Source organism: Pelagerythrobacter sp. Soil_C_18 (genome assembly GCF_057657235.1).
Genome location: NZ_JBDGIU010000001.1, coordinates 878046 through 898345, shown reverse-complemented (window position 1 = coordinate 898345; position 20300 = coordinate 878046). Strand labels below are relative to the sequence as shown.

Here is a 20300-nt window from a genome sequence, read left to right as displayed (position 1 = left end):
GGGGCCGGAACCCCTGAGATTCCGGCCCACGATGAGTTCGGCGGAGGGAATTAGAAGGAGTAGCCGACCTCGATCCCGATCACCCGCGGGCGGGTGCGGTTGGAGTTGGCCCATCCCTGGTAGGGGTCGATCGCCTTGTTCTCGTTGGTGATGTTCTCCGCGAACAGCTCCACGTCGAACCCGTGCACCGTCCCTCCGAAGCGGGCGTTGAGCAGGCCGATGCTGTCGGACCTCTGGGGCAGGGCGCTCGGCAGGAAGCTCGACCGGTCGATGTAGGTCACGGCATCGCGGTAGTTGTAGTCGATGCGGACGAAGCCGGGGACCGAAGCCGCCCACTCGAAGTCGTAATTGGCGCCCAGCGTGAAGCTCAGCTCCGGCGTATAGTCGGTCGGATCGCCCGGAATGTTGACCTGGTCGGCCGCATCGGTTTCGACGATCTCGCTGTCGATGTAGGCGCCCGTCGCCGACAGCGTGAGGCCGGTGACCGGCCGCGTCGCCAGCCCGAGCTCGAGCCCCTTGACCTCGACCTTGCCGATATTGCTCGATTCGCCGAGGAACGCGCCGTTCACCTCGGTTAAACGGCGGCGGATCATGTCCTTGTATTCGGTGTAGAACGCCGCCAGCTCGAACTGGAGCCGCCCGTCGAGAGCCGCACCCTTGGTGCCGATCTCGTAGGTGTAGATCTTTTCCGGATCGTAGGGATCGAACGGCTCGGAGTTGAACCCGCCGCTGCGGAACCCCTTGGCGAAGCTGGCATAGAAGTTCGCTTGGTCCGCGTAGCGATAGCTCAGGTAGACCCGCGGATCGATGGAGTCGAAGGTCGCCTCCAGCGTGGTGCCGGTATCGGGCACGTACGTGATGAGGCTGGTCTGCTCGTCCCGGAAATAGCGGATGCCGGCGCCGATGGTCAGCCGATCGGTAATATCGTAGCCGCCATCGGCGAAGACGGAAATCGTCTCGGAGCTTGAGGCGTTGAGATAGTACAGATCATCGATGAGGACGCCGCCGCCCGAATAGAGGTCGCCCTCGGCCGCATAGGCGTACTCATAATCGGCGCGCATGGTCCGGTCGCCCTTGGTGTAGAAGGCGCCGAGGGTCCACTGGAAGGGCCCCTCGCCGGAGGAAAGCCGCAGTTCCTGGCTGAACTGGTCCGCATCGATCCAGCGGTCGTCGTTCCCTTCCACGATCCCGTAGGAGTAGTTGCCGGGGCGGGGAATGTAGGTGAACGGGTACTGGTGGTCGTGCTCCACATAAGTGGTCGCGCTGACGAGTTCCGCGAAGCCCAGGTCGTAGCGCAGCTCGAGATTGTAGAGGGTGAAGTCGAATTCCTTCGGGATCATCACCTTGCTGCGGTCGGGGCCGATGTCGACGGTGCGGTCGGGCTCCTCGAAGCCGAGGCCGAGACGGGTGTCCGCCCGGTGGATCTGCACCATGCCCGTCGCTTCGAACGCGTCGCTCGGCGACCAGCGAAGCTTGGCGCGGAGATTGAAGAGTTCGGTGCCGTTGCCGTCCTTGATCCCCGCTTCCGGCTGGTCGATCCAGCCGCCGCCGGACTCGTATTTGCCGGCGACGCGAAGCGCGAGTTCGTCGCGGATCAGCGGCAGGTTGATCACGCCGGTGACCCCGCCGCCCATCTCGCCCTGCGCAACAGAGTAGACCTTGCCCTCGGCGCGGCCCTCGACTTGTGTCGGGTCGGGATCGTTGGTGATGTAGCGGATGGTGCCGCCGGCCGAGCCTTGCCCGTAGAGGGTGCCCTGCGGCCCCTTAAGGACTTCCACGCGCGCGAGGTCGAGGGCGATGGGGCTGAGTTGGTCGTAGCCGCTCAGGGACAGCGGCGCTTCATCGAGATATTGGGTAACGAGCGCACCCGATCCCGACTGGTTGGCAAGGCCGCGTAGGAAGATCGTGTAGCTGCCGGGCCCATCCTCGCGCATGGTTAGGCCCGGCACGGCGAAAGAAAGATCCTGGACGTCCTCGATCCCGCGGTCGCTGAGCTCCTCGCCTCCGACCACCGAGACGGCCATCGGCACCTCGATAAGGGTTTGCTCGCGCTTCTGCGCCGTGACGATGATCTCGTTCAGCGCGTCCGGATTGTCCTCCGACTGGGCGAACGCGGGGGCTGCTTGCGCGAGCGCCAGGACCGACGCCGTGCAGATGAACCCGTATTTTCCACTCATAACTTCCCCCACTCGCATTGCGTGATTTTTTGCGAGGATATGACAGGGGCCAGCGTGTTGCAGATGCTAAAATAGCATAGGGTGGTGCCTCGTTTGCACCACGTGGGCGATCTCGCACCGTATGTTAGAAGCGGGAAAGGCTCGGCGCGATGAATGCGCCGGGTCGCTAGACGGAAGATATGAGCGGCGAACTTCAGCAAGTGCGATGGCGAACCATGACGTCGGAGGACCTGCCCGAGGTGGTCCGGATCGCGGCGTGCGTCCATCTGGATTACCCGGAAGAGGAGCACGTGTTCGCGGAGCGGCTGGCGCTGTTCCCCGACGGGTGCCGCCTGCTCGTGGATCGTGACGAGGCTATGGGATACCTTATTTCGCATCCCTGGGTGCGGAAGGCACCGCCTGCACTCGATACGCCGTTGGGAGAGCTCCCCCAGCCAGCGGATACTTACTACATCCACGATCTCGCACTGGCGCCGCAGGCGCGAGGAAAGGGTCTGGCCATCGAGGCAGTGACCTCGGCCGTCACGACCGCAAGGGCGCGCGGATTGGCAACCCTCTCCCTCGTGGCAGTGGGAAACTCCGCCGAGTTCTGGCGGACGCAGGGCTTCGACGTGGTTCGCGATGCGCAAGTCGAGCGCTCGCTGGCCAGCTACGGCGGCACGGCACACTACATGGAGCGCGCTATCTGAGCCGGCCCCGTTCCGCCGCGGGTCGGCTGGCGGTCAGGGACGCGTGCCGATCTGCTGCCAGCGTCCGGCATTGACGATGGCCTTATTGCCTTCGAAGCGAATGCTGAAGGGATAGCGACCCGGGATCACGAACAGGTTCGATCCCGACGGCAGGAGCTCCACCGATTCGTCCTTGCGAATGGCGAAGATGTCGCGCTCGCCGGTAGCCCGGCCGAAGAGACGGCCGCCTTCGGTCGTCACTTCCAGCGATGCGACCGGGCTGAAGCGGTAGGTGCCGACGAAGCCCTGCAGATCGGAAGCGTTGCCCCGGGATTGCAGCGGAGGCGGGGCGGAGGGTTGTTCGGGGACGCTGCTCAAAATGGCATCCCACATGAGCTCCGATGCGACGGCGCCGATCTCCGCCGTGACGAGGCCATCGCCGGGCCCCGCCTCCACTTCTCCCGTCGAGACGGCGTAAAGTACGTCGCCGTCGAGCTCGGTCGCAAACGGCTGAATGCCCCGGGCCATGGAGGTGTGCACCTGAACGGCAAGGCGCTTGAGCTCGGCGCTCGACATTGACCGGTTGGTGACGACGAGGCTGATGGTGGTGTTCTTGCGCTCCGGCTCGGCGGCACGCTCGCCGTTCCAGTCAGGTCCGAGGCTTGCGGGGGAGGCGTTGAGCAGCTCATGCGCAGCCAGATCCTGCGGCCAGCCAGCGCCTGCGTGGCAGGCTACCACCTTGCCGTCGCGATCTGTGACAACGCCCAGCGCATTGACGACTGTGAAGACGGCGATCTTCACGTCGCCGATCTGGCGGAACGCGGCGCCCTGGCCGGACCTCGCATTGCACCCGAACAGGCCGCCCGTCATGGCCGAGCGCCCGGCGCCGTAAGGCCCGACGGGAAAGATTCCAGGCCTGGCCGCGCGATAGGCTGCCTGCGCCAGGCGCTTGTCCGGATAGATCTCGTTCAACCGGCGTCCGCCGAAATCGTAGATGATAGAGCCGACGGCGAGACCCACATTGTTCCAGTGGCCGCCGCGATAGCCGTCGTCCTTCATCGCGGTATTGACGGCGGTGACCGCCTCGAGCCCGTACCAGGATCCGCCGGCGAGGACGACGGCGTCGAGTTCGGGCTGGACGTAGCCGAGATCCAGATAGGGCGCGTTGACCGTGCCCGGTCCGCCGCCGCGCACGTCCACCGCGCCGTGCACCTTGCGGCCGAAACGGATGACGGTGACGCCGGTGGGACCGGCTTCGTACTGCCCGGTACCGATGGAGAGCATCGGCCAGTCGAACTTCAGCGCATCGGGATCGTCGACCCCGTCGTTGAGCGTCATCACCAGCTCGTCCTGAACGCCTGGTGTGCTTTGATCCTGCGCGGTCCCGGGAGCCGCCATCGCGGCAGCGAGAAGCCCCAAAGCCAGTGCGGGCGTCCTGAAGATCATCACGTATCTCTCTCTTTTCGATCTGTCTCTGCGGGCGCGATCTTGCGGAACTCGGCGCTCACGGCGCTTCGTCGGTGATCTGAAAGAACCGGCAATATTCGCCGATCTTGCCCTCATCGTCCGCCTTGATGACGACGGGGCGGCCGTGTTCGAATGCTGCCTTGGCCAGCAGGAGGAGGGCCGTATCGCCGGCCCGCGCAAGCAGGCCCGGCATCTTGCGGCAGGTCTCTGGAAGCCACTCGCGATCCGCGACACCGATGTAGATCACGTCGCTATAGTGCGGGTAATCGAGATCCTCCGCGACGGCCCCGATCTGGGTGATGCGTGTGCTGGTCCAATATTGCTCCGCCTGAGCCGGCGTCGCCAGCAGCAGGCCCAGCAGACCGAGCGAAGCGCATGCCCGGATCACGGCCGCTCACCCGTGAGGCCGATCGGTTGCCCCGATCCGTCCGGAGCCAGCAGCGGCGATCCTGGCTGAGGAAGCCACTGCGCGTCCAGAATCGGGTCGACCTGCAGGACGTCCTCGCCGATCACGAATTGGTCTGGCCCGAGCGCAGCGTTTGCGGGCGCGGCATTGGCGTGCATGGCGCTCTCACGCACCGTCACGCGGCCCTTCGCCTCGGCATTGATCCCGTAGGGCGCATTTCCGGTGATGACCGAGCGAACGACCAGGATCGTGGAGCTGTCCGCCGCATAGACGCCGTCGTCGGTATTGTTGGCCACCACCGAGTTGAACAGATGGAGCGTGCTGTCATCGTAGGTCCCGATACCCGCCGAATCCCCACCGGCGATGACGCTGTCGCGTACGTGAGCATGCGCAGCCTCTTCGAGCCAGATCCCGAGATGACCGTCGAGCAGCCGGAGCGCAGATGCGTCGATGAGCGTCCGTCCGCGTCCCGTGAGCGCCATCTTGACGATGCCGCGCATGACGATGTCCGAGGCTTGCACGCGGCTGTCGATCGCTAAGATGCCGTGTCCGTCGTAGATATCGTCTTCCTCCTCGCCCCAGCGGAAGTCGTTTATCTCCAGGTTGCGAATGGTGACGTCGGCATTCTCGAGAACGAAGGCGATCGCCGGAATGCCTTCCTTCCCGTCGAGAACGGTCCCGTCGCTCCCTTCGATCGTGAGCCGTTTCTCGCGTATGACGACGTAGCCGCGCGCCACAATGTCCTCGAAGGGTACATCACGGTACGAGGAGGGGACGTAGCGGCCCGGCGCGAGCCGGATCACGTCACCATCCGCGGCGCGATCGACCGCCTCCTGGACAGCGTCGTTCCCGGTGAAGGCGCAACCTTCCGACCGTGATCCCTCAGGACACACCAGGATCGTCTCTGCGGAAGCGGGCGTGCCGACGATCAGGCCGCCGGCGAGGAGAAGGGGGAGGGCGTGCTTCATTTGGTGCCGAGCTCCAGAATGCGGAAGGTACCGGGTGTGGCGACGTCTTCGTCCCCGGTGCCCCGGGTGAAGTCCGCCGTCGAGAGGTAGACCCGGCCCGTCGCCGGATCGAGCACCGCGGTGCGCGCGCCGTAGCGCGTCGGGACGCTGGTGGGCGCGCCAGCGGCGCCGGTTTCGGCGAGCCGGAAGAGCGTCAGGGTGCCTTCCTTGGCCGGTACGTAAGCCAGGCGTGTGTTCGGATCGAAGATGGCGCCGTCGGCATTCTGCCCGACCTGCACGGTTCCCTTGTCCGCGCCCGAACCGGCGTCGATCAGCTTGGCAACCCCGTTGTGACAGGCGGAAATCAGGATGCCGCTAAGCGCGTCGTAGGCGATGCCGGTCGGCTCCACGCAGCCGGGGAGTGCCAGGCGGCGGGCGACCTTCCGAGCGGCGATGTCGATCACCGCGATCTCGGCCGTATCCTCGATATTGACGAACAGATGGCCCTTGCCGTCGATCACGCCGGCCTCGGGCTTGCCGCCCACGGCAATCGTGCCGACGGGCGCGCGATCGGCGACGTCGATGAGCGAGATGCTGTTGCCGCCTGCATTCATGACGAAGGCCAGTCCGCTGTCGGGATCGTAGGCCGCCGCATCCGGCTTCTCGCCGACGGCGATCCGCGCGATCTCGTCGCCCGTGCTGCGATCGAACAGCACGGCCTGGTTATCGCCGTAGACGGTGCTGAGCATCTCGTTCGTGCCGACGATCGGCAGGACGGCGGAGACGTCGTTGGCTTCGATCAGCCGGTCGGTCACCTTCCCGGTATCGAGATCGACGGTCATGACGCCGAACTCGCGCGCCGCGAACAGGCGGCGGGCATCGCTATCGACGGAGAGGTAATCGTAACCTCCGTCCGGCCCGCCGTATTCGGCGAGGATCGCCAGCCCCGGCTGATCGCCTGCAGCTTCCCGGGAGGTCTCTGCCGGATCGCCCCCGCAACTCGCGAGCGATAGTGCAAGACCCGCGACCAGAACCGCTCTGCTCATTTGGCTTCCCTCCGTCCGAACCAAGTGCGCCAATCGAACAGGGGAGTCCGCTTCATGCGAGAGGACAAATGCGCCGCAAGCGGTGCTTCTGCCGCACCTCTACCAATGCCGTGTGCGGCAAAGCGGATGCGAGGGTCGCTCGATCAAGGCGATCCGACAGCTTCGAACCCGGAGTTGTCATTCACGGCGCGGTAGGCAGATCGTCGTTGCCTTCGGTCAGGGCATTGCTGCACCCGCCAGTACAAGTTGCTCGAGCAGACCGGAAAGGAAGTCAGGCGCCTCTCTCGTAGAGCTTCCGCAGGCTTCGTGAGGATTGCTGTCATGCATCTGCACTTGAGGTGTAACATGCCGCTCTTAGGCGCGCCGCATGACTGTGCCCTCCCACGAACGTACGCAGTGGCTTGCGCGCTGGATTCTGCCGCACGAAGGTGAGCTGCGTACTTGGCTTTCGCGTCGTCCCCTCGTGGGTCTCGACGTCGATGACGTCGTCCAGGAATCGTATGCCATCATGGTGGGGCTCGGCTGCGTCGGCCACATTCGCAATCCGCGAACCTATCTGTTCGAAGTGGCAAAGTCCGTCGTGCTGATGGCGTTGCGCCGATCGCAGATCGTTTCGTTCAGCACGCTGACGGACGTGGAGAGTCTCGAGGTTCCTTGCGATGCCCCCGGACCAGATGCAATCGCCGCCGGCAGGCAGGAACTGGAACGCATCGCCACTTTCATAGCGACGCTGCCGCCCAAATGCCGCGAGGTTTTTACGCTTCGCAAGGTTCACGAGCTTTCCCAGCGAGAGGTCGCCCACCGTATGGGCATTTCGGAAAGCACGGTAGAAAAGCACATGGGGAAGGCGGTGCGTCTTCTGGCAAGTGCAATCGCCTATGGCGGAAATTCCCGCATCGCGGCATCAAAAGCATGTGAAGACGAACGCGCCACACCTGAAGCATCCGGAATCCGCCTCGGAAATTGAAAGCGCTGCAGCATCCTGGGCCGCCCGGGTCGATCGGGGCAAGCTATCCTTCGACGAGCAGGCCGCGCTGGAGAAATGGCTGGGCGCCGACACCCGCCGGCTGGGTGCCTATGCACGCGCGCTGGCGGTCAACGCCCATTTCGACCGGGCTGCGGCCCTAGGGCCCGGCTTCTCGCCCGAAGATTTCGAGGAAGTACGCCCGCCGTCGCCGGCACTCCACCGCAGGCACTTCCTGTTCGCAGGCGGCGCGGCTGTGGCAGCATCGATTGCCGCGGCAGTGGGGGTCGGAATGTTCTCCACCGGCACGGCCGTGGTGACGGCCAAGGGAGACACGCGCCGCATCGCCCTGACCGAAGGCTCGGCCATCACGCTTAATACCGACAGCCACATAGAACCCCGTCTCGAGGAACGGCTCCGCCAGGTGGATCTGGTGAGAGGAGAGGCACTGTTCGACGTCTCACGGGACCCGAACCGCCCCTTCGTGGTCCATGCCGGCGACGTGCGGGTTCGCGTGCTGGGCACCAGCTTCTCGATGCGGCGCTTCGATGACGGCTCAGTGGAAGTCGCGGTTCTCGAGGGCCATGTAGAGGTCGACGCAGGGAGCGGGCTTCACCCGTATCGGTTGAGGCGCGGCGAGCGCCTTCGGGTGTTCCCGGGTGGTGACGTTCGGACCGAACATGTGTCGCACGCGGCTCTCGAACGTTCGGTCGGCTGGCGTCGCGGGATCATCGATCTCCACGGCATGACATTGGCCCAGGCGGCGGCCGAATATGCGCGCTACTCCGACCGCCGGATCATGATCGCCGATCAGGCCGTCGGTGCGATGAAGGTGACGGGCGTCTATTCGACCAGCGATCCGCTGGGCTTCGCAAGAGCGGCCGCACTCAGCCTCGGAATTCAGGCGACTCCCACCGCGGAGGGCATGCGCCTCGACAGCCGCTGACTCGCTGAAAGATTTTTCCTCGCCGCAATGGCGGAAACAGCGCCCCCCATCATCCAGCCTCCGAACCGCAATCGCTCAAACAATAATTCAGGGGCGCGATAATGTACTTGAGGTCCGTTTTGAGCTGCGGCGTTGCCGTCGCGGCAGTGGCAGCTTCGTCGCCGGCAATGGCCCAAGCCGTGACGTTCGACATTCCGGCGCAGAGCCTGCCCGCCGCGATCTCGGCGTTCGGGCGCCAGACCGGATTGCAGATCGTGGCACCGGCGACCGGCTTTGAGCATCTCAAGTCTCGCCGCATCGCAGGCGCCATGAATCCGCAGGCAGCGCTGAGAAGGCTGCTTGACGGCAGCGGGCTGGAAGTGGCGTCGTACGAGGGCGGCGTCGTGATCCTGCGCGCCGCGTCGCGAACGCAGGATCCATCGATTCCGCCTTCGAGCGCCCGCCGAATGGATACCTCGTCGGCGCAGGCGCAGACGCTTGGCCAGGGTGTGATCGAGGGGCAAGTGCTCGATCCCGCGACCGGCGAGTATCTCCGCAATGCAATCATTCGCGTCGTGGCGGCCGATGGGCACAGGCGGACGACCACCTCCACCGAGCGTGGTGAGTACCGCATTTCCGGCATCCCGGCGGGGCAGGTCGAGGTCACGGTCAGCTACACCGGCTATCGCGATCTGATTTCCACCATCGAAGTACGTTCCGGTCAGGCCCTGCGACACGATGTCGAGCTGACGCATTCCACGCGGGAGCAGACCGGCGCCGGTCAGGAGATCGTCGTCACCGCCGCCGGCGTCCTGGAAGGCGATGCGCGCGCCATCATGGATCAGCGCCAGTCGATGGACATCAAGAACAACCTGTCGGTCGAATCCTACGGCGACATCGCCGACGGCAACCCGGCCGAGTTCATCAAGTACATGACCGGCGTGGACACGGATGGCACGACGGGCTCTGCCGTCAACGTTCAGCTTCGCGGTCTGCCGGCGTCCATGACCGGGGTTACGCTGGACGGCGTCGGCCTTGCTTCCGCGGACGCGAACAACGGGGCCGATACCTCGCGCGCGGCCAGCTTCGAGGGTCTGTCGCTGGCGGGGATCGACTCGATCGAGATCTCCAAGACAACCAGCGCCGACGTTGACGCCAACTCGCCGGCCGGCACGATCAACATCCGCACCAAGCGCGCGTTTGATCGCCGCGGGCGGCGGATCCAGGTTCAGGTGAGCGGCGCCACGCATGCAAACATGTGGGACGGCAAGAGCGATGCCGGCCCCGGCGAAGGCGGGCACGACGGGAAGAAGTTCCTGCCCAACGGCCTGATCGAATATTCCGACGTCTTCTTCGACAGGCGGCTCGGCGTGGTCGCGAGTGTGAGCCAGACCAACACCTATATCGAGCGCGAGCAGCTCACGTCGAGCCGCAACTACAACCCGACCGACGTCAGCCCCGAGCCCCTCGCCATCACGGTCCAGCAATTGCAGATGGCGCCGCGCCAGACCTCGCGCTTCGCTGCTGCTCTCAACCTCGACTTCAAGGCGACCGACAATCTCATCCTGTCGCTGAAGTCGTCCTACAACCGCAGCACCGTCTGGCAGGATTCATCTATACCGCGATTCACCACCGGCGCTCGCTCGCTGGGAGTGGACGGGGATCCGACCCTCGACTTCACCACGCTGCATCCCGCGGACGCCTATTCCTACGAGATCAGCAATACCTCGACCTACAAGATCAACGAGGGCCAGAACCTGACGCCGAGCTTCGAGTATCAGACCGACACGCTCACGATCGACGGCAATTTCTCGTACTCCAAATCCACCAGCGAATACGATCCGCTCAGGAAGGGTGCTGTCGCGGGGTTCACGACCGACATACGGTCGCAAGGCAATTTCTCGATGCGGCGCGACAATCTCGTCCACCAGGATTGGGACATTCGCCAGGTCAGCGGTCCGGACTGGCGTGATCCGGCGTCGTTCAACCTGTCGGGCACGCCGACCATCCGCAGCGGCAATGGGAGCTTCGCCTCTGTAAAGTACCTGGGCGGCGCCGCGAACCTGGCTTGGATGACCGACCTCGGTTCGGTGCCGGTGGTCTTCAAGACCGGTTTCAAGATCCGGAATGCGGTCTACGACTTCGACAATACGAGCGACAACAATCTCTACGAATACGTGGGGCCGCTGAGCAACGAGGAACTGCTCCGCGCGGTGCAGAGCTCGAACCAGCTTTCCTATGGCGACACCGGCGCCACGATCGCGACTATTTCAGGCTCGGATTTGTTCTACATGCCGAGCCCCTACAAGCTCGGGCAGATGTTCCTCGACAATCCGGGGCACTGGCAGCACACGCAAACGGCGACGCAGTGGTACAACGCCAACGTCGCCAACAAGCGGCACTTCGAGGAGAAGACGACCGCGGCTTACGTCATGGGCACGGCCGATGTCGCTCCGAACCTGAAAGTCCGCGCAGGCGTCCGATGGGAAAGGACGGACACCATGGCGCGCGAATTCGACCCGCTTACGCCGGCCGAGGTCGAAGCCGCAGGCTATGTCGTCTCGGGTTCGACGGATCGGGCGACAACGATCGAAGGGCTGCAATATCAGTATCTCACGCGGCCGATGATCGATCGCAAGGGCAATTACGACCAGTTCTTTCCCAGCGCCTCCCTCAAATATCTTCCGGCGGACAATACCGAAGTCCATCTGGGCTACAGCCGCACGATCACACGGCCCGAAGTGGCGGTTCTCGCGGGCGTTTGGCGGGTCAACGAAGAGGACATGATCGTCAGGGCCCCCAACCCCAATCTCGAGCCCGCCATCTCGGACAATTTTTCCGTTCGCGTCGCCCAATACTTCGAGCCGGTCGGCATGATCGCCGTCAATTTCTATCAGAACAAGGTCAAGGGTCTGTTCCAGGAGCAGGAACTGACCGCCGAGGAGTTCGGGAATACCAATCCTCTCTACGAAGATTACACCTTCATCACGACCGACACGGTGAGCGGCGACGCGGTCAACATCCGCGGCGTGGAGATCGAGTTCAACCACGCGATGACATGGCTGCCGTCGCCGCTGGACGGCCTCTCCGTGCGCGGATCGTTCATGTACAACAAGCCGGAGGAGCCGATCGTCCGGGTCGCGGACAAAGTCGGCACGCTCTCATTCTCCTATAAGAAGGGGCCGGTGCGGCTCTACGTCAACGGCATCTGGACGGGCGACAAGTACCGAAGCACCACGCCGTCATGGTTCGCGGAGCGCCTCGATGTGAGCCTTTCCGGGGCGTATCAGATCAGCCGGACGTTCGAGGCGTTCTTCTCGGTCCGGAACCTGCTGACGAGGCCACTCAACGTGATGGTGCCCGGCAGTCTGGCGGAGAGCGGCGCGCTGGGCGACCATAGCGCGATCTACGTCAACAACGGCACGTCCGGGACGATCGGCGTCAGGGCGCGTTTCTAGCCACACCGCGCAGGCCTGCGGGAAGAGTCATGGCAATCAAACCGCTGATGCTCTGTATCCTGGCGCTCGGCTTCCTGCCGACTGGCCCTGCGGAGGCGCAAACCGCGCCCGCAGGGTCCGAGGTGGGGCAACCCCTCCCCGCCTGGAGCGAGGGCGAGCTCGACATTCACCATATCAACACCGGCCGGGGTGAGGCTTCGTTCCTCGTTTTTCCGGACGGCACCAGCCTGCTGGTCGACGCCAGCGGCAAGACGATCGAAAAGCCGCCATTCTCGCTTCCGACCAAGCCCGACGCCTCGCGCCCGCCCGGTGAATGGGTCGCGCGGTATGTCGAGCGCGCGCTACCGCCATCCTCGCGCAGGATCGATTGCGCCCTTCTGTCGCACTTTCACGGCGATCACATGGGCGCGATCGTCGACGATTCACCGCACTCGGAACAGGGCGATTACCAGTTGAGCGGGATCACCGAAATCGCCGAGCACCTGCCGATCGGCAAGATCATCGATCGAGGCTGGCCCGACTACGCCTATCCGAAGCCGCTGAAGAGCCGCACGGTCGCGAACTACCGCGAGTTCCTCGACTGGCAGACAAACAACCGCGGCGTCGAGGTCGAACGGTTCGAGCCGGGGCGCAACGACCAGATCGAACTGCTGCGCCGGCCTGACGCCTATCCGCAGTTCGAGGTGCGCAACCTGATGGCCAATGGCGCCGTCTGGGCCGGTCTCGGCTACGAAAAGCGCGAGCTCTTTCCGCCGATCGAGAGCCTTTCTCAAGGCGACTATCCGATCGAGAACAAGCTCAGCATCGCCTTTCGCGTCACCTACGGAAAGTTCGACTATTTCACTGGCGGCGACTTGTCGGCCGCCGGCGATGAGACGCTCTCCTCCGCCGACGCGTGGAAGAACGTCGAAACACCCGCGGCGCAAGCGAGCGGCCCGGTCGACGCGATGAAGGCCAATCATCACGGGAGCTGGGATGCGAACAGCGCCGCCTTCCTGGGAATTCTGCGCCCGCGGGTGATCGTGATCGGATCGCGAGCGGAGGGGCATCCGGCGGTGAACACCTACAAGCGCATGACGTCCCAGGCGACCTGGCCCGGCCCGCGCGACGTGTTCGTCACCAATGTCTCCCCGGCCACCTTCAAGACGACCTATGGCATCGAGGACGCGGCGAGCACGCAAGGGCACGTCGTCATCCGCGTGGCGCCCGGCGGGGCAAGCTACCGCGTCTTCGTACTCGACGATGGTGACGAGGAACAGCACGTGAAGGCCGCGTTCGGTCCCTACGCCAGCAAATGAGCCAAAACCCGGTGCATCACGAGAAGGAGCGTTGCGCATGACGATCTGTCGAGCTCTGGCCAAGTTTGGAGCCGTCCTTCTGGTCGCGGCCGCCCTTCCCGCCGCCGCCTACGCTGCCGACTACCGAGAAGGCGATTGCGGCGCGTTCACCGTCGCGATGATTCCCGACACGCAGAACTACGTGGATTACCGGCACCAGAAATGGTCCGGCTTTCCGATCGACGGGGTCGACCAATTCTACCAGCAGATGCGCTGGGTGGCTGAGAACGCCAGAAGCACGGGCGGTGACATCGTGTTCGCCACGCACGTGGGCGATGTCTGGCAACACTATTCCGGATGGATGGACCCGGGCCATGCCGCGCGCGGCTTCGAATGGATGCCCAACGGCGGGTCCGAAGTCGCCAGGTCGCCCAAGGTCCATACCAGATCGTTCGAAATCCCCGCCGCCGTTCAGGCGTTTGAACTCATCGCGGGCAAGCTGCCGTTCTCGGTGGTGCCGGGCAACCACGACTATGACGCTCTGTGGACCGACCCGGCACATCCGCCCCAACCGGAGATCAAGAAGCAAGGGGTGCGCCATGTCGGCGGCCTGACAGGGTTTCAGTCCGCATTTTCCGACAGGTCCAAGTTCTTCGCCGACCAGCCCTGGTATGTCGGCTTTCACGACGACGGCGCGGACAGCGCGCAGGTCTTCACCGCGGGTGGATGCCGCTTCCTCCACATCGGCCTGCAGTACCACGCCCCGGACGCCTCGCTGGCCTGGGCAACCGAGGTGATCGGCCGCTTTCCGGATCTGCCGACCATCCTGACCACCCACGATTATCTGGGGCGCGACGGCACGCACAACATGAACTCCAATCCGCTGAGCAGCACGCTCGACCCGCTCGATAACGATCCGGAGATGATCTGGGAGGAGTTCGTCAGCCGGCACGACCAGATCTTCCTGGTCCTGAGCGGCCATGTCGGCGGCCAGGGCTTCAGCGTCGAGACGAACCGGGCGGGCAACGCAGTCTATCAGATGATGGCCGATTATCAGGGGCGCGGGCAGACAGCGCGAAGCAAGGGCGCGGAAAGCGCTCAGGTAGGCGACGGCTGGCTGCGGCTGCTGAAGTTCCACCTGGATACGGACCGCCCGCGCATCGAAGTCCGTACCTACTCCACGCATTACGGGAAATTCGCATCGGAACTTCCCGAGTACAGCGCATGGTACAAGGCGCACGACAAGCAGGCGCACCTGCCGGACGCGGACTATCTGGCGCGCGAGGAGTTCACCATCGAACTTGGCGGCTTCCACGAAAGGTTCGGCACGCCCACGGGCGAGGCCGCACAGTGAGGGTCGGGACGATGCCGCTGGATCGCCGCAATCTGATCAAGGCGGCAGGTTCGCTCGCCATATTCACCGGGCTCGCGTCGCGGCCGGTCTTCGGCCAGTCGCTTGCGGGGTATCCCTTCAAGCTCGGCGTGGCGTCCGGCGATCCTCATCCTGACGGCTTCGTCCTGTGGACGCGGCTCGCACCCAATCCGCTCGAGCGGGGCAGCGGTATGCCCATGAAGGCGGTGCCGGTGCAGTGGCAGGTTGCCGAAGACGAGCGCTTTACCCGCATCGTCCACTCGGGCGAGGAAATGGCCCGGCCCGAGCTCGGCCATTCGGTCCACGCCGAGGTTGGCGGTCTCCAGCCAGGCCGGCCCTACTGGTACCGTTTTCTCGTGGGCGGCGAGACGAGCCCCGTCGGAACGGTTCGATCAGCTCCGGCGGCGGGTGCTCCGGTGGATCAGCTGCGCATCGGTGTCGCCGGGTGCCAGAACTACGAAAGCGGCTACTTCACGGCCTACCGTCACTTGAGTGAAGAACCCGATCTCGACGCGGTGTTCCACTATGGCGATTACATCTACGAGCATGTGGCCGGCCGCGTTTGCCCGAAAGGCGAAGACGGTGAGCGTACCTGCTTCCGCAGCCATGTCGGTGACGAGATCTACTCGCTCGACGACTATCGCCGCCGCTACGCCCAATACAAGATGGACCCCGATCTCCAGGCCGCCCATGCCGCGGCTGCCTTCCTGCCCACCTGGGATGACCACGAGGTCGACAATAACTGGGTGGACACGTGGGACGAGCAAGGCACCCCGCCCGAGATGTTCCTGCTGCGCCGCTACGCCGCGATGCAGGCGTGGTACGAAAATATGCCCGTCCGGCGGGCGCAGTTTCCCGCGCGCGGCGGGCTGCGCATGCACCGGCGGCTCGATTACGGTCGGCTCCTCCGTATCCACCTGCTCGATACTCGTCAGCATCGCACAGACCAGCGCTGCGGGCTCCAGAACACGGAGCACTGCCTTCCCTCGGGAGACGTCGTGCCATCGCAGATGCTGGGCGCGGAGCAGGAAGCGTGGCTGAAGGAGGGCATGAGCGCTGACTTCGGCTGGAACCTGCTCGCGCAGCAAGTCATGATGATGCCCTTCCTCTACCCCGAGAACCGAGCCGACGGCCGGCACAATTTCGATTCGTGGAGCGGTTATTCCGATGCGCGGGCGCGGGTGGTGGATGCCATCGGCGAGAAAGGCCTCACCAACGTCGTGGTGGCCACCGGCGATGTGCACAAGCACCATGCGGGCGTAGTCCCAATGCATGAGGACAATCTCGACGGCCCGGCTGCGGCGACGGAGTATGTCGCGACCTCGATCTCCTCGGGCGGCGACGGTTCGGATGTCCCAAGAGGATGGGAGAACGTCCTCGCCGACAATCCACACACCCAATTGCTGAGCGATCGCCGCGGCTATCAGCTCTTCACCATCGGCAAGGATGAGTGGCGTACCGACGTCGTGGGCTTGGACAGGGTCACCACCTCGGGCGGTGCCAAGATCAAGGTCGCAACGCTTGCCACCGTTCCGCAGGAGCCGGGAGTTCATCCGCTTTAGAAAGCAGTCACTCAGACACGTCCAACAGCAAAGCTTCCCAAGCGCCGCTGAAGGGATCGGTCGGCAGTAAGGCACATCTTACGGAGAGGATCATGTGCCGTGTGGCAAACGGCGAGGTGCGAATCACCGCGCGAGGACGACCGCGTCGGCCGGATCAACTCCCTCTTCCCGGCGGAACGTGTGGTGGCTCGGCGCCGTCTGCCGCAGCTAGGGTCGAGAAGCTCTCCACTATTCCTTCGGCGGAGTGAGCCGGGGCGGCGCTTTCGTTCGTCGTGCCTGCATAAGTGGCTGACAACTGGCGGTACTGCCGGGAATTGAACGCGATCAGCGTCATCACGATGCCGAGCACGCCGGTTGCGCTGAATACCAGGGCCATGCCGCGCTCCGGCCCCGTGCCGTACCAGTCTCCGATCGCCTCGGCGCCTGCACCGGTGGTCATGAACGGGATCGCCAGGAACTGGGTGAGCGGACCGATCAGAAACGCCGTCAGCGGCGCGGCGGATTGCTCCACCGACTGCGCGAAGCCGAACACCCGCCCCTGCCGCTCGTAAGGCACGACCTTCTGCAGCGTCGTATGTTCGGCAGCCTCGGCGTAGGGGCCGAGGAACAGCCAGATCACGCAGCCCACTGCAAGCAGCACGATCGAGGACTGGATGGTGAACACGCTCGCCACCGTCCAGACCATCAGGTTGACCAGCAGCAGCGTGCGCAGCGGGTTCTTTCCGAGGCCGGTTCGGGCGATGGTCAGGCCGCTGACGATGAACGAGCACGAGGCGACTGCCCACAGGATGCCCCAGGCCTGAACCTCCATCAGCGACAGGCCGTAGGCGTCCATCAGCGCCATGAACACGCCGCCGAGGAAGTTGTTGAAGGTGGCGAAGAAGATCAGCGCGAACAGCCCCGGCACCGCGGCGACGACGCTGATCGTGCCCTTCAGGTCCACGTGCTTGCGCCCGCCAGGCGCAGACGAGGCCGGTTCGGGATCGTCGATACGTACCGTCAGGAGATGCAGGAAGACCAGCGCGGTGAAGGCGATCGCCAGCACCAGCGTGCCGCGTATCCCGTCCCAGGCGACGAGAAAGCCGCTGATGCCGGACGTCAGCAGGAACCCGATCCCGGTCACCATGCCGACCAGCCCGTTCGCCTTGTCGCGCCTGTCCTCCTCGACCAATGCAGTGACCAGCGTCGGCAGCGCGATCATGCGGATGTTTCCGCAGATCACGGCCAGCATCACGAGGAGTATGAAGCCCCAGAGCGGCGCACCGTCGACCCGTCCCAGCGCGCCTTCGGGCGCCAGCACGTAGGCGGTGAGCGAGCCGGCATAGAGAACGAACGACCCGGCGCTCGAGGCGAGCATGATCCGCTTCTTGCGGTGATGATCGACCAGGCTGCCGAACCAGATCGCGAAGCCGGCGGTGAACACCAGGTAGATGCCGCCGATCATGCCGGTGACGAACACCGAGCGCGTTTCCAGGAACGCCCAGAACACCAGGGCGAACCAGACGGTGAAATTGACGACGTTCTGCACCAGATTGTTGGCGAGAATCAGATGGAATGGATCCGGCCGAGGCATGGCTCGCCTATCCTTCGCTCGGCGCCGCGGCGCAAGCAGTCGATATCGTCAGGAGGCCCAAGCGTCCGGCCAGGCATGGCCGGACATCCGCGTCCAGCCGTCAGCGCGTTACGTATCCCGCCCGTACACGTCGTCGAGTAGCGCTAGGCCCTTTTTCGTGCTCGTGGCGGTCAGGTAGGTCAGATAGACCGGGACGGGGGCGGCCAGCGGGACGGGCTGTTCGGGTTCGTCGCCGTCGGCTTTTAGGCGCTTGCCGAGCATCCATTGGCCGAGCTCGTTCGCCTTCTCCAGCCGGATGCAACCGTTGCTGAGGTGGCGGTCGTTCCTGCGGAGCAGGTCCCGCGCCGGCGTGTCGTGGAGGTAGATGCCCTCGTCATTGGGGAAGAGGAACTTGACCTTCCCCATCGAGTTCCACGGCCCCGGCAACTCGCGGACCCTGAGAGCCTGCTGACCGGCCGCGACCGCATGCCAGTCGACCGTCTCGGGATCGACGACCCGGGCGTCCGGACCCCAGTCCGAGAGCACTTCCATGTGCATGGATTTGAGCGAACGTCCCGCCAGGACCTTCTTCGCCACGTTGTCGCGCGCGAGGTAGTCGGGGACGTTCCAGTAGGGATTGAGAATCGCGTAGTTGATATAGCCGGCGAGCATCGGCGTCTGTGTCTCGGGAGCGCCGACGACCACCCGCATCGAGCCAACCTCCCTGCCGTTCTGGTAATACCAGAGCCGGGCGGAAGCAGCGTCGACCACGATATGACGGACGTCCGCAGACGGCAGGACCCGCGCGCGCTCCAGGTTCAGGCGCAGCGTGTCGACGACGCGATCGCTCGACCCGTTCGCGTGTGCGGCGCGCAGCAACTCGCGCATGCGCGCATAGTGCGGGCTCATCCACGCCATGCCCGCGAGATAGCTGCTGAAATCCTTCCTCGCGGCGACTTTCAGGATCGCATCGTCGTCAAGCTCCGGCGGCTCCAAGCCATCGCCGACAAACGTCATGCCGACGTCGCGGGTCTCGCGCATGTCCTGGATGTAGCGGACCAGCGCTTTCGACAGCGCCACTTCGGCGGCAGCGAGTTCGTCCACATCGCCGGTGTCGGCGCTGGCGATGTCTTCCCGCAACTCGTCGGGGTCATATCGGGAGGCCTTGAGGCCGTCGAGATCGGCGTCGTCGAGATAGCGCAGGAGGACCTGCGCATCGCGGCCGATCAGGCCATCTTCGATCCAGAGCGGGCGGTAGTCACGTGCCCGGTAGAACTTCTTGATCTTTCCGCCAGCCGCGTCCGCGATGGCGTCGGTCAGTACTGCGTCCTGCGACAGAGCCGGCTGTGCTGCCTCGGTTGCTGCATGCGCAGGAACGGACCCGAAAGCGACCATGGACACGCTGAGCAACGCAGCCGGCGTGAGGCCACGGACGAACTGGCGGAAAGTCATTGTGCTGCGGCTCTATCCTTTACCCGCGTTCACCGGTCGAACTCGGCGGCGGAGGCGGCGGCGGGGGCGGCGGGACGTAGTTGGGGTGATAGACCCCATCCGCCGTGTAGTAACCGTCGATAATGCCGTCGCCGTCCCGGTCCGCGGCTACCGAACCGGCGACCGCACCCGGCGGCAGCGGCGGCGGTGGCGGCGGCGCGGGGGGCTCTTCCGTCGCGCAACCGGCGAGGACAATGGCACCGACTGCAGCGAGAACAATATTAGTGCGTCTCATCGGAATTCCTCTCAACCTTGTATCGGAAAAAGCGAGCAATCCGGCGTTCCGGTGTGCATTCAACACACAGCCGGCCCTCCAGTTCCGCTTCGACGTGCGGTCGGGGCATCTCGGCGTGTCGGAGGGACGGAAGAAGGCGGGGCTTTCCGCTTAGCGGCCCCAACTCGACAGGCGTGCCCGAAGCTGCTGCAACTCCTGCTGCGGCACCGGTTTCAGTGCGCGAGCGGGCTTGCCTTCGCGAAGGCGCTCACGATCCTTCTCCGAAGGTTCGACGCGGCGCACGCGGACGGGCGCAATGCCCCGCGCCTTGATGCCGAGTTCCTCGGCAGCGCCGCGTGACAGATCGATGATGCGGTTGCCGTGCGCGAACGGACCGCGATCGTTGATTCGCACGATGATCCGGCGGCCGGTGTCGAGCGCCGTCACCTCGACATAGCTGGGCAGGGGGAGGGTGGTGTGGGCCCCGGTGATCCAGTCGGGGCGGAAGCGCTCGCCATTGGCCGTGCGGTTGCCGGACTCGCTCCCGTACCAGCTCGCATATCCCAGCGCGTCGTAAGAAGGCGCGGCGGCTGGCGTGTAAGTCGTGCCGCGTATCGTGTAAGGCTGGCCAATCCTCACCGGGCTGTCGCTCACGGGCCTGAAATTGCCACCCGCACAGGCCGCCAGCGTCAGAGCCGCCGCCGCTGCGGCTACGATCCGCGTTGCTGAAAGTCTCCCCATCCGTCCGCTCGTACTTGCAGCGGGCGCCGGGAT

The 20300-nt window shown here is 64.7% G+C and carries 16 protein-coding genes; 7 read left to right on the top strand and 9 right to left on the bottom strand.

Annotation, left to right across the window (positions count from 1 at the left end; all coding sequences use genetic code 11):
* Positions 1-50 precede the first annotated feature (50 nt).
* Positions 51-2177, bottom strand: a complete 2127-nt coding sequence (locus AC3A5N_RS04170; protein ID WP_487736041.1) for a TonB-dependent receptor — start codon at positions 2175-2177, stop codon at positions 51-53.
* 179 nt (positions 2178-2356) lie between these two features.
* On the opposite strand from AC3A5N_RS04170, the gene AC3A5N_RS04165 reads away from it, so the two are divergent.
* A complete protein-coding gene (locus AC3A5N_RS04165; RefSeq protein WP_487736040.1) occupies positions 2357-2866 on the top strand; it encodes a GNAT family N-acetyltransferase in 510 nt (169 codons plus the stop codon).
* Between the two features lie 33 nt (positions 2867-2899).
* On the opposite strand, the gene AC3A5N_RS04160 is transcribed toward AC3A5N_RS04165, so the two are convergent.
* The 4 genes from AC3A5N_RS04160 to AC3A5N_RS04145 are packed head-to-tail and all read right to left on the bottom strand — an operon-like array spanning position 2900 to position 6711.
* Positions 2900-4291: a P1 family peptidase gene (locus AC3A5N_RS04160; protein ID WP_487736315.1), complete on the bottom strand. Its 1392-nt coding sequence runs from the start codon at positions 4289-4291 to the stop codon at positions 2900-2902.
* 58 nt (positions 4292-4349) lie between these two features.
* On the bottom strand, positions 4350-4700 hold the full coding sequence (locus tag AC3A5N_RS04155) for a hypothetical protein (RefSeq protein ID WP_487736039.1): 351 nt from the start codon (positions 4698-4700) through the stop codon (positions 4350-4352).
* Complete coding sequence (locus AC3A5N_RS04150; protein WP_487736038.1) at positions 4697-5686, bottom strand: right-handed parallel beta-helix repeat-containing protein; 990 nt, start codon at positions 5684-5686, stop codon at positions 4697-4699. The genes AC3A5N_RS04155 and AC3A5N_RS04150 overlap by 4 nt, the downstream gene beginning before the upstream one ends.
* Complete coding sequence (locus AC3A5N_RS04145) at positions 5683-6711, bottom strand: YncE family protein (protein ID WP_487736037.1); 1029 nt, start codon at positions 6709-6711, stop codon at positions 5683-5685. The genes AC3A5N_RS04150 and AC3A5N_RS04145 overlap by 4 nt, the downstream gene beginning before the upstream one ends.
* A gap of 367 nt (positions 6712-7078) precedes the next feature.
* Between AC3A5N_RS04145 and AC3A5N_RS04140 the strand changes: the two genes are divergently transcribed.
* The 6 genes from AC3A5N_RS04140 (at position 7079) to AC3A5N_RS04115 (ending at position 16269) form a co-directional block, all read left to right on the top strand.
* On the top strand, positions 7079-7678 hold the full coding sequence (locus tag AC3A5N_RS04140; protein ID WP_487736036.1) for an RNA polymerase sigma factor: 600 nt from the start codon (positions 7079-7081) through the stop codon (positions 7676-7678).
* A complete protein-coding gene (locus AC3A5N_RS04135) occupies positions 7626-8621 on the top strand; it encodes a FecR family protein (RefSeq protein ID WP_487736035.1) in 996 nt (331 codons plus the stop codon). Before AC3A5N_RS04140 ends, AC3A5N_RS04135 begins: the two co-directional genes overlap by 53 nt.
* A gap of 167 nt (positions 8622-8788) precedes the next feature.
* Positions 8789-12058: a TonB-dependent receptor domain-containing protein gene (locus tag AC3A5N_RS04130; protein ID WP_487736034.1), complete on the top strand. Its 3270-nt coding sequence runs from the start codon at positions 8789-8791 to the stop codon at positions 12056-12058.
* A 29-nt stretch (positions 12059-12087) separates the two neighbouring features.
* On the top strand, positions 12088-13356 hold the full coding sequence (locus AC3A5N_RS04125; protein WP_487736033.1) for a ComEC/Rec2 family competence protein: 1269 nt from the start codon (positions 12088-12090) through the stop codon (positions 13354-13356).
* A 37-nt stretch (positions 13357-13393) separates the two neighbouring features.
* Positions 13394-14689, top strand: coding sequence for a metallophosphoesterase family protein (locus AC3A5N_RS04120; RefSeq protein WP_487736032.1), 1296 nt, complete (start codon positions 13394-13396; stop codon positions 14687-14689).
* 11 nt (positions 14690-14700) lie between these two features.
* On the top strand, positions 14701-16269 hold the full coding sequence (locus tag AC3A5N_RS04115) for an alkaline phosphatase D family protein (protein WP_487736031.1): 1569 nt from the start codon (positions 14701-14703) through the stop codon (positions 16267-16269).
* 154 nt (positions 16270-16423) lie between these two features.
* Here the strand turns inward: AC3A5N_RS04115 and AC3A5N_RS04110 are convergent, their stop codons facing one another.
* The 4 genes from AC3A5N_RS04110 to AC3A5N_RS04095 form a co-directional block, all read right to left on the bottom strand.
* Positions 16424-17842, bottom strand: a complete 1419-nt coding sequence (locus AC3A5N_RS04110) for an MFS transporter (RefSeq protein WP_487736030.1) — start codon at positions 17840-17842, stop codon at positions 16424-16426.
* A 108-nt stretch (positions 17843-17950) separates the two neighbouring features.
* Complete coding sequence (locus AC3A5N_RS04105) at positions 17951-19273, bottom strand: L,D-transpeptidase family protein (RefSeq protein WP_487736029.1); 1323 nt, start codon at positions 19271-19273, stop codon at positions 17951-17953.
* 19 nt (positions 19274-19292) lie between these two features.
* Positions 19293-19547, bottom strand: coding sequence for a hypothetical protein (locus AC3A5N_RS04100; protein WP_487736028.1), 255 nt, complete (start codon positions 19545-19547; stop codon positions 19293-19295).
* Positions 19548-19697: 150 nt separating this feature from the next.
* Positions 19698-20267 (bottom strand): septal ring lytic transglycosylase RlpA family protein, encoded by a 570-nt coding sequence (locus AC3A5N_RS04095; RefSeq protein ID WP_487736027.1) that lies wholly within the window; start codon positions 20265-20267, stop codon positions 19698-19700.
* Positions 20268-20300: the final 33 nt, after the last annotated feature.

Coding starts and splice junctions, on each gene's coding strand:
- AC3A5N_RS04105 (WP_487736029.1), bottom strand. CDS start 19,273: ATGACTTTCCGCCAGTTCGTCCGTGGCCTCACGCCGGCTGCGTTGCTC.
- AC3A5N_RS04140 (WP_487736036.1), top strand. CDS start 7,079: ATGACTGTGCCCTCCCACGAACGTACGCAGTGGCTTGCGCGCTGGATT.
- AC3A5N_RS04145 (WP_487736037.1), bottom strand. CDS start 6,711: ATGAGCAGAGCGGTTCTGGTCGCGGGTCTTGCACTATCGCTCGCGAGT.
- AC3A5N_RS04100 (WP_487736028.1), bottom strand. CDS start 19,547: ATGAGACGCACTAATATTGTTCTCGCTGCAGTCGGTGCCATTGTCCTC.
- AC3A5N_RS04115 (WP_487736031.1), top strand. CDS start 14,701: ATGCCGCTGGATCGCCGCAATCTGATCAAGGCGGCAGGTTCGCTCGCC.
- AC3A5N_RS04110 (WP_487736030.1), bottom strand. CDS start 17,842: ATGCCTCGGCCGGATCCATTCCATCTGATTCTCGCCAACAATCTGGTG.
- AC3A5N_RS04120 (WP_487736032.1), top strand. CDS start 13,394: ATGACGATCTGTCGAGCTCTGGCCAAGTTTGGAGCCGTCCTTCTGGTC.
- AC3A5N_RS04125 (WP_487736033.1), top strand. CDS start 12,088: ATGGCAATCAAACCGCTGATGCTCTGTATCCTGGCGCTCGGCTTCCTG.
- AC3A5N_RS04130 (WP_487736034.1), top strand. CDS start 8,789: ATGGCCCAAGCCGTGACGTTCGACATTCCGGCGCAGAGCCTGCCCGCC.
- AC3A5N_RS04095 (WP_487736027.1), bottom strand. CDS start 20,267: ATGGGGAGACTTTCAGCAACGCGGATCGTAGCCGCAGCGGCGGCGGCT.
- AC3A5N_RS04165 (WP_487736040.1), top strand. CDS start 2,357: ATGAGCGGCGAACTTCAGCAAGTGCGATGGCGAACCATGACGTCGGAG.
- AC3A5N_RS04160 (WP_487736315.1), bottom strand. CDS start 4,291: ATGATCTTCAGGACGCCCGCACTGGCTTTGGGGCTTCTCGCTGCCGCG.
- AC3A5N_RS04150 (WP_487736038.1), bottom strand. CDS start 5,686: ATGAAGCACGCCCTCCCCCTTCTCCTCGCCGGCGGCCTGATCGTCGGC.
- AC3A5N_RS04170 (WP_487736041.1), bottom strand. CDS start 2,177: ATGAGTGGAAAATACGGGTTCATCTGCACGGCGTCGGTCCTGGCGCTC.